A 13,654-nucleotide genomic window follows, 5' to 3' on the forward strand; every position below is an offset into this window, starting at 1 on the left:
TTTCTCAGATTTTGCCTGGTATTGAATAGCTAAATGTCCTTTAACCTTATACTTTGTCATCACCTTAGCTACAGACATTTTATGTTTTGCAGCTAGTGTTTTGGCGAAACTATATTTCATAAAGTAGTGGAAACTCTGGAGTGTACAAACGTTTTCTGCAAGGCTGTAATAATTGTACAATCCTCTTATTTCCATGTTGTACGTGTTTAGTATTTCTAGTTCATCGTTATTTAAGAGATAAGTGCGGTGTCGTATTCTCCATTTCCCATCTGCCATTATGCGCAATGCTCCATAATGTTTGAGCTTTTCAATCCATTTTTCCGAAGGAAGATACAGTTTACATCTCATAATTTGATGTCTGGTTAAGAAACCATTTTTATCACGTTTAGTATCTAACTTTCTACTTACCATGATGTCATATCCTAAGAATCTAGCTTTGTTTGAGCTATGCGTGATTAGTGTTTTTTCTTGTGACAATTCAAGTTTTAGCTTGTCTCTTAAGAAGTTCGTTAGATCTTCTTTAACTTTTACCGCATCCGCTTCATTACCAATTATCCCTACAAGAAAATCATCCGCGTATCTGACGTATTGGATTCTCTTGTATGAGTCGTCCATAGGGTCTCCATAAGGAATTTTAAGCGACTCTTTCTTTAAGGATTTATATTTTATAACACCTTGTTTCTTTTCTTGTTCTGTGAGTTGTTCCCAGTTTTCCTTTAGTTGTTTCCTGTGTTTGTATGTTAAGTACTCCTGACGTTTGTAGGATTTTGTGGTTTTCCTTTTATCTCCTTTAGAGAACTCTTTTTGGTACTCCTCCATAAATGTATCTAATTCTGTTAGATAAACGTTAGATAAAAGTGGGCTGATAATCCCCCCTTGTGGGGTGCCACTATAGCTACTTTGATATTTCCATTCTTCTAGATATCCTGCTCGTAGAAATTTCCATATTAGACGAATAAATTTCTCGTCAGTTATCCTTCTTCTTAATAGTGCTATAAGTGTATGGTGGTCGATATTATCGAAGAAACCACTAATATCGCCTTCAACGAACCATTTTACTCCAGTGAACGTTTTACGTACTTTGTATAAAGCAGTATGACAACTCCGCTTGGGACGAAAACCATGTGAACTTTCCTTAAAACTCTTTTCATATATGGCTTCGAGTATCATTCGAATAACTTCTTGTAGAAGTTTATCCTTGAATGTTGGTATACCTAAGGGACGCTTTGAACCATTCTTTTTAGGTATGAAGACTCGCTTGGATGGGTGTGGTTGATAACTCTCATCTTTCAACGATTCTATTAGGATATTTATTTTTTCCAGACTGAAACCATCGATGTTTTTGCTATCTGTTCCTTTTGTCATATTTCCTTGATTAGAACTAATATTTGTATAGGCTTTTAGATAAAAGGCTGGATTGTATAGATTTCTGTAAAGACGGTTATATTTATAGTTTTTATTGTTAGACTTTGTTACTAGACTGCCTAATACATCATCTGGATTTCTCATGAGCCTCACGCTCCTTCCATCGTGTATATAGCTGGATAAGCTGTTCTCCTTCGCCTTGTAATAGGCTTTCCCCATCTCTGACTACTACGAGAACTCCGTTACCATATCAGGTATTCAAGTTCCAGAAAACTATAGCCCTATGGGCTTCCTGATTTAGGTAATCCCCGTTTAGATGTATGTTGACATAGCAATTTGTAATGTCGGATGCGACTTTCACCTTTTATCCTTTACTAGGATTGCCTAATCTATCGTATTGCTGAGATTAGTAGAACTGCATTACTAATTTCCTAAGATTATACAGCGTTTGTAAGTACTTTCCGCTGTAGCCGGCGATGGGACTGCTTGGGTTATCGTTCAAGTAGTATAACTTTCATCCTTGTTTACAAGTCTCATCTCGCCATTCAGTCGTGGCTTAGTACTTAGCCAACTTATGGCTTTCCTAACATGCTACACTCCCCGTTTGGTTTCCCTCTCGGATAAGTTAGGTGATGACAGGCGTTGCAATATATCCTGCTGTCTTGCTATTGACAGATTCAAACATACCCCTTACGGGCGCACTAATTCTTCTCCTATTACACCGAAAGATTGCTTTACATATTTCAAAGGATACTGCGCTAATTCTCCAATTGTATGTATGCCTTTCCGATTCAATTTCATTTCAGTCTTATACGATATACCCCCATGGTCTAATACTACATAACTTCTCGGGTATATCGTCATACGTCCGCTACGCTATTCCATCTTTATTCTTTTTCGCCTCAACATCCATCGCTACTTTACTCAATAATAAGTTTGGACCGATACCAATCGTACTTTCTATTCGCGTACGTTCATATATTTCTCGCTTGAACTTTATTGCGAACTCCTATGGGTTATCCGCAAATAAATGAATACTTGCGGTCATATCCATAAAAAATTCATCGATTTTGAACAGATATTCTAACATACATTCTTATAAATTATGTGGTTGCTAAAACTAATAATTTTCATAAGGTTGAATAAAAAACTCCTTTAGATATGATACGGTTCTCCGTTGTATATCTAAAGGAGTTTTTTTCTCTTTTATAATTACCCTAACAACACATTTAAGCAATTATTTTCCATCCTACTACGTAGTTTACGGGCTTGTTCGATAATTCTATTTATAAAAATTTGCTCCTTTTCATTGACAGAAAATTCAAATTCATTATATAATTTTTGGTATTACCAATGTTTTTAACCTGTATTACCATAAAATAAAGGAGACGATAGCTTGAAAAAAAAGGAACGCTCCTCAGATAAAATTGAGAATGAATTAATTAGATCCATATTGGCTGGTGTTTATTCTGTAGGAAGTACTTTACCGCCTGAAAGAGAGCTTGCGAAAGAATTTGGTGTTGGTCGCCCAACTATTCGGGAGGCGCTTCAACGTTTAGGAAGGAGTGGATGGATAACAGGGAGAAAAGGCATGCCAGCGATTATTAATGATTATTGGAGCAATGGGAATCTAACGACACTTATTAATATTGTTGAGAATCATCATGCCATTACAGATGAATTTATTATGTACTTATTAGAATTTAGAAGTTCGTTGACTCCGACTTATATTCGTGATGCTGTTACGTTTAATCAACCTAAAGTGGTTGCTCTCCTTGCCAATCTTGAGCAGCTTGAAGATAGTGCAGAAAGCTATGCAGCATTTGATTGGGATTTGCAAAAAAGGTGTGCTGGGCTTGCTGCCAATCCGATCTTTCTACTCATTTTAAATAGCTTCGATTCCATTTATGTAGATATGGCGAAAAGATATTTTTCTGTAAAAGATCATCGTGGGTTGTCCTTCAACTATTATCACGAATTATTAAAAGCTGCATTAAAGGGAGATGCAATGGAAGCGGAAAGATTGAGTAAGACAACAATGGAGAAAAGCTTGGCTCTCTGGAAAGATAGAGAAAAATAAAGAAAGCTGGAGGCGTGATAAATGAAACTAAAATATTTTAAAGAATATTTTTCCTACCCTGATATATTGATCATGAGCTGTCTTTTCCTCATTAGCTTTGGATTTATGATTCTACATGTAAACTCTATCGGAATTTGGGGTACTTTTATTTTGGGAATGATTATGTATTCTTTAGCTGAGTACGCTACTCACAGGTTTATTTTTCATCTAAAGCCACCAAAGAATGCATTTTTATTAAAAATGCTTAAGCGCCTACATTATGACCACCATACAAATCCGAATGAATTACATTTATTATTTTTACCCTTATGGTATAGTGTGCCAAACATTGCAATTGCAGGCGCAATTTTTTATTTTCTTTCATCCAGCTTTGTCATGACAAACGCATTTATTGCGGGTATTATGCTCTTTTTATTATTTTATGAGTGGAAGCATTATATCGCGCATCGCCCCCTTCAACCAATATCACCATGGGGGCGCTGGATGAAAAAGGTTCATTTATGGCATCACTTCAAAAATGAAAATTACTGGTATGGTGTTACGAACCCCGCCTATGATTTTCTCATGGGCACCTTTAAAGACCAAAAGGATGTTGCCCAAAGTAAAACTGCTAAAAATTTAGAAAAACGTGGTGATCAGAAAATAGAATTATAAAAAATAATCCATTGTCATCACCCTGGAAATGTCGAATGAATTTTGCAGCTTCGACATTTCTCAGGGCGTGACAGGGATTTTTTCCTATTGTGTAGTAAGCATGGTAATAGATTGCATAAGGCTCGTTTGAAGGTTTTTCTTACCGAAAAATGCATCCGCTTTGTTCTCTATTTCTCTTAACATCGTGTCATTTTCCATATTAATTTAGCGGAACTAATTTCTTTTTCATTCCCCATAACTTTGTTCAATCTCCCTACATTTTAAGTATAAAATCACTAGAAGTATCTTTCTATCTACTTCCTGTTTCACATCCATTTATCAAATAAATGATTACCCTTTCTAACAAATCTACTATTAATAAAGTGAAACTTTAATCAGTGGGGGTTTTGTCCATCCCCCACTGATTATTAGTTGAACCAATCGGGCTTTTACGGGCAGTTAATCTCCCACCTAACTCCCTTGCGGTCGCCGAATTTTGAGGTGGGAGTCTTACTGCCCGCAAATAGCGGGATAAATTAAAATTTAAATTTATTTTTTCTAAGGTACTCTTCCATACTACTTATATTTTGAGTTTCATCTGCCAATGCGATATAACCGTCAGGTCTAATTAGAAAAACAGAACCAAATTTAATACCTGCTTTCTGTACTCCTTGAATATATGGGAATGTATGCAAAAGAAGATTATTATCTTTTGCAAAGTTACTTAAATCAGGAGTTACATCTCCATATACATGTAACTGCCAATCAAAAGATTCAAGTGGTGCAAAATTATCGGTATCCTCAAAAGGAATCCATGGTAAACGATCACCTCCGTGAATTTTACCTACATTCCCTTTAGCGAGCCTACTGTTTCGATAGTTAATCCGTATTTGCGAAACAACTTTAAACATCGTTTTCCTAACTATTGAAAACTTAGTCATCCTAGGGATAATAACTGGAATTAAGTATTTGCGATTGAACTTTTTACATACGCCGTTACCAACAATAGAAGTAAATACTCTATCTGTCGTTGCGACTAAAGTTTTGGCAAATTGTATTCTTTCTTGTTCATAAGAATCTAGAATAGATTCATCAGCTTTTCCTTGAATCACAGCCCCAAGTTTCCATGATAAATTTACTGCATCACCAATACCCGTATTCATTCCTTGTCCTCCTGCTGGACTATGTATATGTCCAGCATCTCCTGCAATAAAAACACGTCCTTTTCTAAAATGTTCACTTACCCTATGGTGTACTTTGTATGTTGAATACCAATTCACTTTCGTAATCTTTAATTCCGTGTTTTTCTTTATATATGGTTCAATTAAAGAAAAACCGGATTCTTTGTTTTCTTCTTTCATTAAATCCTCAGGTATTATTCCAATTAAACGTAAAGATCCAGAAGTACGAATTGGCATAACAATCATCAATCCATCTTCAAAAAGCCTCATTTGAAAACCAATATTTTCTCTGTTTTCAGTTTGTACATCTGCTACATAAAAAGTTTGTTTATATGTGCCACCAGGAAAATTCAAGTCTAATCCTTTTCTTACTGAACTATGTGCACCATCACATCCACACAAATAACTATAAACATTCTTTTCTTCAACACCATTCTGTATTGTAACGACGTTCACATGGTCATCTTTCTGATTAAATGATACAAGCTCAGTATTCCATTCTACATGGACCCCTTTAGCTTCTAACTGTTCAATTAAAAACTTTTCATGTTCATCTTGTGGGAAGCTTAGCATAAAAGGATATCGACTTTGGCCTTCCCCCATATTCTCAAAGTTAAATTTAGCCTTCAATGTTGTATTCCTATAAAATTGCATATTAACAAATTTAATTCCTTTTTGTACGACCTGATCTGCAAACCCAAAGTGACGATAGAACTCTAATGTTCTTGCTTGCACACCCATAGCTCTTGAAGTTTCTCCCGGACCTTGATTTTTATCGATAATTCTAAATGGGATTCCTTGTTTTGTAAGTCCAATAGCTAAAACTAATCCAGTTGGTCCAGCTCCAACAATTAACAATTGATTCTTCATAAACTTCCCTCCTCATTTTCAAGCAAAATAATGAACAACGTGTTGTTTTGTTTTACTTCAAATTATAATCTTGAATAAAACTCCTAACAACAATCAAAAATGATGGATGTGTCGTATATCCGACATTTTTTCTTAATGTGTTGAACAAATTCAGGTGGAATATTGCTTGCGTGATATATATAACGATTTACGAGTCGTTCGTACAAAAGAAGCCATCCGAGATGCATTTGTGGAATTGATGGAAGAAAAAGCCACTGTACCGTGAAGGGTTACCCCATCATTTCAGGAAACTGTGACACAAATTAACCGGCACCTTATACGTAGGGAACCGGTTAATGAAATGAATGAGCCTAGATTATTTATATTGTATAAAAATTCAGACAACATATGGTTACACTCTTCTTACACATAACCCGTTTCTTCCCTTGCTAATTTAACTTCAACACTGCGCTAACCGGATTATGATCACTGTTTTCAAACTTCAAATCATGCCCTTGTACGCTTACAATCTCCACATTTGGAGAGACTAAAAACCCATCAATAATCGTAACAAAGTTCTCATCTTCGACATAGCTCTTCACATTATCACGAACTGTCCAAACGGTATCATCAACAGCCCACTGGAACCCACCATCAGTGAAATCTTCTGGTAACTGTACTAACCACTCTGGCCAGTCCTCTTTAAACCTCGGGTCCTTTAACTGCACATCAGATAATAGTTGATTCCAGTCTCCACCAAGCACGATATAATCGCCATTTATGTAATGTTTATTCATATAATCTTTCAAAAACTCAACTTGCTGCTTTCGAATGTTTCCACCCTTATCATATGCAGATAAATGAACGTTCACCATTCGTAAATATTTTCCGTTATCAACCGGAACCTTATGCTCAACAATCGCTCGATCTACGTCGAATAATTGCCGAAGCCACATTTCTCTTCCAGGAAGCTGATATCTCGTCACTTCTTCTACTTTATATTTTGAAAACGAGCCAAGTCCACTGTTCGTATATCCGTGAGGCTTCTTAATTGGTACCGGCACCCACTGCACATTAAAGTTATCACCAAACGTAGACGCATGATCTTTCAGTCCATCTTGAAACACCTTATACTGATTCACATCAAATGAACGAAGTGACTTCTCATCCATCTCTTGCGTTAATATAAAATCGGAATCTTCCTTTTGTAAGAAAGTCAGCATATTACTAATATTCTTTTCTGTTTGCTCTTTACTACTAGAACGCGAACCTTTCCCTCCGTCTAAGAAGAAATCTTGATCTTTATCTAAACCGCCGTAGCCAATATTAAACGTTGTCACCTTAAACTCTTTTCCAACTTTAAGAACACGCACGTTATTATTGGTCACCTTCAATTTCTCAACATCCTTATGCTTCACATCCTTAATTGCCACATAAGTAATAAATGCTGTGAAAGCACCAAATATCGAGCCTGTCCCCCATAATAAACATTTCATTGTCTTCTTCAATCTCAGGGCTCCTTTATTCTCTTTTTATAGTTTGTATATGTAATATTTTAATATGTTTCTTTGTTTAAAATATATAGCGTAACTCTAAAGGCTTCAAGCACGATAAAAGGGATTAAAACGATTCACGCATTATATAAACGAAGCCGAACGCTGATTTGGTCGCAATTTCAATCGCTTGCTCGTCATAAGAAACAGCTGTGCCGAGAAATAAATATATAATATCCCCTATAGAATAGGCACTGAAAAAAATCTATTCTATAGGGGATTTCTTATGTAATAAGAGGATTCGATTGACTGAAGATACATATATACACTCAGGTCAAAAAAAGAATTCAAATTAACCCCAAACAACACCTCGCCTCTCGTATTCCATTCTATATTCAACGGCAGCTGCAATTTTGGAGCTTGCGAACCTTTCCGTGATCCAAAGTCCCAAATCAAGTCCTGAAGTGACCCCTCTTGCAGTGATAATATTCCCTTGATCCACAATTCTGTGACTAAGAAGCTCTGCCCCGTATTCACTCATTTCATTCTGCGCCAAATGGTGCATCGTCGCCTTTTTACCATTCAATATACCAGAAGTAGCTAGTAACATACCTCCTGTACAAACTCCTGCAACGATTGTTCCTTCATTGTGCATCTCCCTAATCATTTCGGTCAAGGCTCCAATCTCTGCTTGCTTACGTGCCCCATGTTCAGCTTTATGATTCCATCCACCACCAGGTACAATTAACAAATCTGGACGATTATCCATTCGTAAAAAATCATTTAGTTTAACCGTAACTCCAAACGAAGTAGTAATTTCTCGTTTTGGTTCACTTGATATTAGTTCAACCGTAAATGGAGCCCCTTCTTCTATCGCTCTTTTAAGTACCTCAAAAGGTGCGAAAGAAACAAGCTCTCCGAAGCCGTCAAACAATACAATTTGTATTTTCATTTTTGAACACCTCACATGCTTTTTTGGGGGAATCTTAGATATATAAAACAATTCGGCGATTTATTATCAAAGTGAAAATTGTAAGGTACGCCTAAATTATTCAAATAAAAAATAATACCCTACATAGTTAAATACATTTGTAAACCCTACATTTTCTACAACTGAGACAGAAGACTTGTTCAATTCCATACAGTCCCAATATGGAATAATGTCATTCTCCAAACAATCTTTTACAAAACTATGAGCTATCTTTTGAGCTAATTTTCTCCCCTGATGACCTTCTATTGTTTCAATATCTATGCAGTGTATATTTTCAAAGACAAATCCTGAAAAACATACACTTACAATCATATTGTCATAAACAATACAATAGCCTATTCCCTCATTAAAAAAACAATCGGGTGAAGACCAAAACTCTAAAATTTTTGACTGTAAAAACTCAATGTTCTTCAATGAATTTTTATTATTTTCATAAAGAGTTTTGCTCATTTTCAGCACTGTATACCCTTGTTCAATTTTAGATTCATGATTATCTTTATATTCCTCTTTTTTTAGCGTATACACCCTTTGATTCCAACTCTTTAATTGACGATGCTTAAACATCCTTTCGATTGTTTTATTCCACTTCGAATGATTACCGATTGCTTCAAAACAATTGAGTCCAATCTTCTTTGCTTCAGGTACTATCACTTTATCGATAAAATCATTTATTTTGTTATTAAACTCTTCATTTTCTGCATTCCCAATAAAAAAGAAGCCATCATTATTACCTAACCAAATAAGTCCCGAATTAGGAGAAGTAATGTTATCTACAAATATACGACCAGGATTCACTCCTGCAATTACAGCTTTTACTTCTAATTGACCTTGTTCATTTACTAAACTATTACATCTATAAAAATCATTCTTGTTTAATTCAGAAATCATACGTTAAACCGCCTTCCTGAAACTGTTCTATTCTAACTTTATCATTCCGGCAGAATATTCTCTATCTTTTCAATAATTTGTGTAAACCAATGCAGTAGTGACTATGTATAGTAAAAAGAGCCAATCACCTATATAATAGAAGATTGGCTCTTTACTTTATTTATTCACCTGTTTCAGAAAATCGTTTAATCCGTTCACCGATTTCATTACGAACACGTTGAAACTCAGACCACTCTTTTCCTGCCGGATCATCAAATCCCCAATGAACACGATTCACATGCGGAGGTGTAGAAGGACACACAGAATCAGCATGACTACAAAGAGTAACAACTAAATCAGCATGATTTAAAATGTCTGAATCAATCATGTCTGATGTTTGATTTGTTATATCGATATTTACTTCTTCCATCGCTTTAATAGCATTTGGATTTACTCCATGTGCTTCGATCCCAGCGGAATATACATTCCACTTATCTCCTAAATATTGTTTTCCCCAAGCTTCTGCCATTTGGCTTCGGCATGAATTTCCTGTGCATAAAAAGTAGATTGTCTTTTTGTTTTCCATGTTGTTTTCCACCTTTGTTTTAAATTTATACTGATTGATCATTAAAATATTTACGTTTAAACCAAAAAGCGACATTTACAAGTGCAATCATTACAGGTACTTCGACTAACGGTCCAATGACAGCTGCGAATGCGGCACCCGAATGAATACCAAACACACCAACTGCTACAGCAATCGCTAACTCAAAGTTATTACTACCTGCTGTAAATGCTAAAGTTGTTGTTACCGGATAATTTGCACCAATTTTTCTTCCCATAAAGAAAGAAACAAAAAACATCACAATAAAATAAATGAATAACGGAATTGCTATTCTTACTACATCTAGTGGTACGCTAACAATCATCTCCCCTTTTAAAGAGAACATAGCGATGATCGTAAATAGTAATGCAATTAATGTAATTGGACTAATCTTAGGTATAAACACCTTTTCATACCACTGTTTTCCTTTTAGTTTCACTAGTATAAAGCGTGTCAACATACCTGCTATAAAAGGAATTCCCAAATAGATAAATACTGATTTCGCTACCTCTACCATTGTAATATTAACGATAGCCCCTTCAATTCCTAACCATTCTGGAATTACTGTTACAAACACGTATGCATAAACTGAGAAGAATAACATCTGAAATACCGAATTAAACGCCACTAAACCTGCTGCATATTCTTTATCACCATCAGCAAGATCATTCCAAACAATTACCATTGCAATGCAACGTGCTAAACCAATCATAATGAGTCCGACCATATATTCTGGTTTATCAGGAAGAAAAATAATTGCTAAAACAAACATAAGTACCGGACCAATAATCCAGTTTTGTACTAAAGATAGAACTAACACTTTTACATCTTTAAATACCCGCCCCATTTCTTCATAACGAACCTTCGCCAATGGCGGATACATCATTAAAATTAAACCAACAGCAAGCGGAATAGACGTTGTTCCAACTTGTAATGTATTCAGTCCATCTACTACACTAGGAAACATAAATCCTAAACCAATTCCAACAGCCATAGCTAGAAAAATCCATATTGTTAAATATCGATCTAGAAAAGATAAACGTTTCATTTTATTCTCCATCTCCTATTAACAACAAGAATTTTTATCTACTACGTTAGAAGTTGTACAACAAGATGGATCTTCTATTTTGTGAACATCACTATCTGCTTTTGTATAAAAGAACTCCCACTCGTTACCATCTGGATCAGTTACCCAAAACTTATCTTGTACCGCATAGCAACAAGTCGTATCGATCTCATCACGCGCAAAGAAGCCTTCTTTTTCTAATCTTTCTTTATGAAATGTAATTTCTTCAGCTGTCTCTACTTGGAAACCAAAATGATTCACCTGATTTCCATTCACTTCATCTCGTACATTCAGCGTGAAATTAAGCCCTGGAGTCTCTAATAAAAACTTTGCATAATCTGTTTTCACTTTAGCTGGTGATACACCAAATACCTTTTCATAAAATTCAATAGACTTCTCTAAATTAGTAACGTTTATACCGACATGAACATATCTCATAGCTAATTTCTCTCCTTTACATGTTATTAATCAATTTTTTTTGATTAATAACGCAAAATTTTAACAACAGCTACCTTTGCCTGTTTTTCTAAAGATACAGCACAATTCTTCTGATAATAAATTATTCACTTCCGCATCATTTAAATCATAATAACTCCATGTACCTTTTGTTTCTTTGACAATTAAGCCTGCATCTAATAGGATTTTCAAATGATATGATAACTTAGATTGAGTCATTTCGAAAACCTCCGTTAAATCACATACACAAGTCTGTCCTCGCTGACAAAGTTCATACATAATCTCTAAACGCTTCTGATCAGCCAATGCTTTAAATTTTTTCTCATACAGTTGAAAATCTTGTGCCAATACAATACACTCTCCCTTCATCAAGTTTTTTTGATATTTATAGTATATACGCTGATGAGTTCTTTATGCAAATGATTAATCAAGTTTTTTTGATTAAAATACAACTCTCTTTTCCTATCATAAGTTTTCTGCGAATAAAAAGAACCGTAACCTTTCCAAAATCGAAAAATTATGGTTCATATCATAATTTGATATATTTTCAAACGGTAGTGCTCCATATTCATCAAACTAACAAAATACGAAACTTTAAGCTGATGGCTATGGCAGGCCCTCCTTTTCTATAAACAAAACCCTCCAGAAACATCTAAAATTTGACCCGTTACCCAGCGACTATCAGAAGAAGCAAGGAATGCTACTGCATCTGCAATATCTTCAACTTGCCCTATTCGTCCAAAAACAGAGGAATTCGTAGCAAAATTTCGTATTTCTGGATTATCTAGCAATTTCGCATTAATATCTGTCTTCGTATATCCGGGCATGATTGTATTAACCGTTATACCTCTTTCTCCAAGATGTTTAGCTAGAGGAAGTGTCATCGTATTTAGTGCACCTTTACTTAAACCATATGCAATTGATCCTATAAAACCAAGTCGTACTTCGGCTGATGATATGTTAATAATGCGCCCCTCTGCTCGCAGTAATGGTAATGTTTGCCGAATTAAGAAGAACGGTGCCTTAATGTTTACGGCGAGGATTTCATCAAAAACTTCTTCAGTCGTATTTTCAATCGTTCCTTGCGTACCTATCCCTGCATTGTTTACTAAAATATCAATCTCTGATGCACCAATTCTGGTTTGCAGTTCATTCTCTAATCTTTCTACTAGCTTTTTGACACCATCAATTGAGTTAAGTTCAGCTTCAATTAAGAAAGCTTTTCCTCCATTAGATTCAATCTCTCTAATCGTTTCATCTGCAGCTATTTTATTTCGGCCGTAGTGAACAGCAACTAATGCACCATCTTTCGCCAATCTCTTTGCAATTGCACGGCCAATTCCGCGACTCGCTCCTGTTACTAACGCTACTTTCCCATCAAGTTTCTTCATTTTTTCCATCCTTCCTAAATTTCCGTTTAATAAATCCTATACTTATATTTTTATGCAAATACAAGTAATTATAAATATAGATTTATAGGTAATTCAGTTAGTTAACTTATGATATTATAGTTATAATTGACGATTTGCTTTAGAAAATAAAATATGGAGGATACACAATGCAAAATGCAGTAAAACTGGATGAAATCGATCATAAAATTATGAACTTATTGTATAAAAATGCGAGAATTTCCGTTTCAGAAATAGGACGGATTATATCAATGACGCAGCCTGCGGTAAAAGAACGGATTAACAAGCTTGAAGATCAAGGAGTTATAGCGGCTTACCGAACGAAATTTGAGCCTTCCAAAATTAATAAAAACATTCAAGCATTCATCATGTTTAAAACGAGCCAATGCTCTGATTTTATTCAATTTTGTAATACTGCTCCTGAAGTAACAGATTTATATCGAATTAGCGGGGAGTTCAATTATATGATGAAGGTCATGAGTGATTCGATGGATTCTCTCGCTGCATTTTTAGATTCTTTAATGAAATTCGGATTATCATCTCCTTTAATTGTTTTAAAGAGTGAATTTGAAGAGAAATTGTCGTTCTGATAAAGGTATAAGAGCATTGACACCTCAATGTGAAAATGAACAATTTATTTAAGATGATAAGCACAAACTT

Annotated in this window: 13 protein-coding genes and 1 pseudogene; 3 read left to right on the plus strand and 11 right to left on the minus strand. The window is 35.2% G+C overall.

Translation table 11 applies throughout. The features are described from left to right. The coding region (locus ACQKNR_RS26180) for a reverse transcriptase domain-containing protein (protein WP_427321941.1) at positions 1 to 1,509 on the minus strand (1,509 nt) is incomplete at its 3' end. A gap of 558 nt (positions 1,510 to 2,067) precedes the next feature. Continuing rightward, positions 2,068 to 2,440: pseudogene (locus tag ACQKNR_RS26185) on the minus strand (DNA repair protein); the annotation flags it as partial. Positions 2,441 to 2,761: 321 nt separating this feature from the next. Here ACQKNR_RS26185 and ACQKNR_RS26190 point away from each other — a divergent pair. Continuing rightward, positions 2,762 to 3,445 (plus strand): GntR family transcriptional regulator, encoded by a 684-nt coding sequence (locus ACQKNR_RS26190; protein ID WP_427321943.1) that lies wholly within the window; start codon positions 2,762 to 2,764, stop codon positions 3,443 to 3,445. Positions 3,446 to 3,466: 21 nt separating this feature from the next. Further along, positions 3,467 to 4,099, plus strand: a complete 633-nt coding sequence (locus tag ACQKNR_RS26195) for a sterol desaturase family protein (RefSeq protein WP_427321945.1) — start codon at positions 3,467 to 3,469, stop codon at positions 4,097 to 4,099. Between the two features lie 515 nt (positions 4,100 to 4,614). On the opposite strand, the gene ACQKNR_RS26200 is transcribed toward ACQKNR_RS26195, so the two are convergent. The 9 genes from ACQKNR_RS26200 to ACQKNR_RS26240 form a co-directional block, all read right to left on the minus strand. Beyond that, positions 4,615 to 6,129 carry an FAD-dependent monooxygenase gene (locus ACQKNR_RS26200; RefSeq protein ID WP_427321947.1) on the minus strand — a complete coding sequence of 505 codons (1,515 nt, stop codon included), beginning with the start codon at positions 6,127 to 6,129 and terminating at the stop codon, positions 4,615 to 4,617. Between the two features lie 428 nt (positions 6,130 to 6,557). After that, the gene (locus ACQKNR_RS26205) at positions 6,558 to 7,616 is read right to left on the minus strand and encodes an endonuclease/exonuclease/phosphatase family protein (RefSeq protein ID WP_427321949.1); all 1,059 of its coding nucleotides are present in this window, start codon (positions 7,614 to 7,616) and stop codon (positions 6,558 to 6,560) included. 337 nt (positions 7,617 to 7,953) lie between these two features. Next, positions 7,954 to 8,553, minus strand: coding sequence for a DJ-1/PfpI family protein (locus ACQKNR_RS26210; RefSeq protein ID WP_427321951.1), 600 nt, complete (start codon positions 8,551 to 8,553; stop codon positions 7,954 to 7,956). Between the two features lie 96 nt (positions 8,554 to 8,649). After that, entirely contained in the window at positions 8,650 to 9,480 is an 831-nt protein-coding gene (locus ACQKNR_RS26215) for a GNAT family N-acetyltransferase (RefSeq protein WP_427321953.1), read from the minus strand. Between the two features lie 160 nt (positions 9,481 to 9,640). Next, on the minus strand, positions 9,641 to 10,045 hold the full coding sequence (gene arsC, locus ACQKNR_RS26220) for an arsenate reductase (thioredoxin) (protein ID WP_427321955.1): 405 nt from the start codon (positions 10,043 to 10,045) through the stop codon (positions 9,641 to 9,643). 25 nt (positions 10,046 to 10,070) lie between these two features. Continuing rightward, entirely contained in the window at positions 10,071 to 11,111 is a 1,041-nt protein-coding gene (gene arsB, locus ACQKNR_RS26225) for an ACR3 family arsenite efflux transporter (protein ID WP_427321957.1), read from the minus strand. An 18-nt stretch (positions 11,112 to 11,129) separates the two neighbouring features. Then, entirely contained in the window at positions 11,130 to 11,567 is a 438-nt protein-coding gene (locus ACQKNR_RS26230; protein WP_427321959.1) for an ArsI/CadI family heavy metal resistance metalloenzyme, read from the minus strand. Between the two features lie 60 nt (positions 11,568 to 11,627). Further along, complete coding sequence (arsR, locus tag ACQKNR_RS26235) at positions 11,628 to 11,954, minus strand: arsenical resistance operon transcriptional regulator ArsR (RefSeq protein ID WP_427321961.1); 327 nt, start codon at positions 11,952 to 11,954, stop codon at positions 11,628 to 11,630. Between the two features lie 257 nt (positions 11,955 to 12,211). Continuing rightward, a complete protein-coding gene (locus ACQKNR_RS26240) occupies positions 12,212 to 12,976 on the minus strand; it encodes an SDR family oxidoreductase (RefSeq protein ID WP_427321963.1) in 765 nt (254 codons plus the stop codon). A 167-nt stretch (positions 12,977 to 13,143) separates the two neighbouring features. Between ACQKNR_RS26240 and ACQKNR_RS26245 the strand changes: the two genes are divergently transcribed. Next, positions 13,144 to 13,584, plus strand: coding sequence for an Lrp/AsnC family transcriptional regulator (locus ACQKNR_RS26245; protein ID WP_427321965.1), 441 nt, complete (start codon positions 13,144 to 13,146; stop codon positions 13,582 to 13,584). The last annotated feature ends 70 nt before the right edge of the window (positions 13,585 to 13,654 follow it).

Origin of the sequence: Bacillus sp. NPDC094077 (genome assembly GCF_050279465.1) — a bacterium.
GTDB lineage: Bacteria > Bacillota > Bacilli > Bacillales > Bacillaceae_G > Bacillus_A.

Excerpts from the sequence above, each read along its gene's own strand:
- ACQKNR_RS26210 (WP_427321951.1), bottom strand. The coding sequence starts at position 8,553 with ATGAAAATACAAATTGTATTGTTTGACGGCTTCGGAGAGCTTGTTTCT.
- arsC (WP_427321955.1), bottom strand. The coding sequence starts at position 10,045 with ATGGAAAACAAAAAGACAATCTACTTTTTATGCACAGGAAATTCATGC.
- ACQKNR_RS26195 (WP_427321945.1), top strand. The coding sequence starts at position 3,467 with ATGAAACTAAAATATTTTAAAGAATATTTTTCCTACCCTGATATATTG.
- arsR (WP_427321961.1), bottom strand. The coding sequence starts at position 11,954 with ATGAAGGGAGAGTGTATTGTATTGGCACAAGATTTTCAACTGTATGAG.
- ACQKNR_RS26240 (WP_427321963.1), bottom strand. The coding sequence starts at position 12,976 with ATGAAGAAACTTGATGGGAAAGTAGCGTTAGTAACAGGAGCGAGTCGC.
- ACQKNR_RS26245 (WP_427321965.1), top strand. The coding sequence starts at position 13,144 with ATGCAAAATGCAGTAAAACTGGATGAAATCGATCATAAAATTATGAAC.
- ACQKNR_RS26230 (WP_427321959.1), bottom strand. The coding sequence starts at position 11,567 with ATGAGATATGTTCATGTCGGTATAAACGTTACTAATTTAGAGAAGTCT.
- arsB (WP_427321957.1), bottom strand. The coding sequence starts at position 11,111 with ATGAAACGTTTATCTTTTCTAGATCGATATTTAACAATATGGATTTTT.
- ACQKNR_RS26215 (WP_427321953.1), bottom strand. The coding sequence starts at position 9,480 with ATGATTTCTGAATTAAACAAGAATGATTTTTATAGATGTAATAGTTTA.
- ACQKNR_RS26200 (WP_427321947.1), bottom strand. The coding sequence starts at position 6,129 with ATGAAGAATCAATTGTTAATTGTTGGAGCTGGACCAACTGGATTAGTT.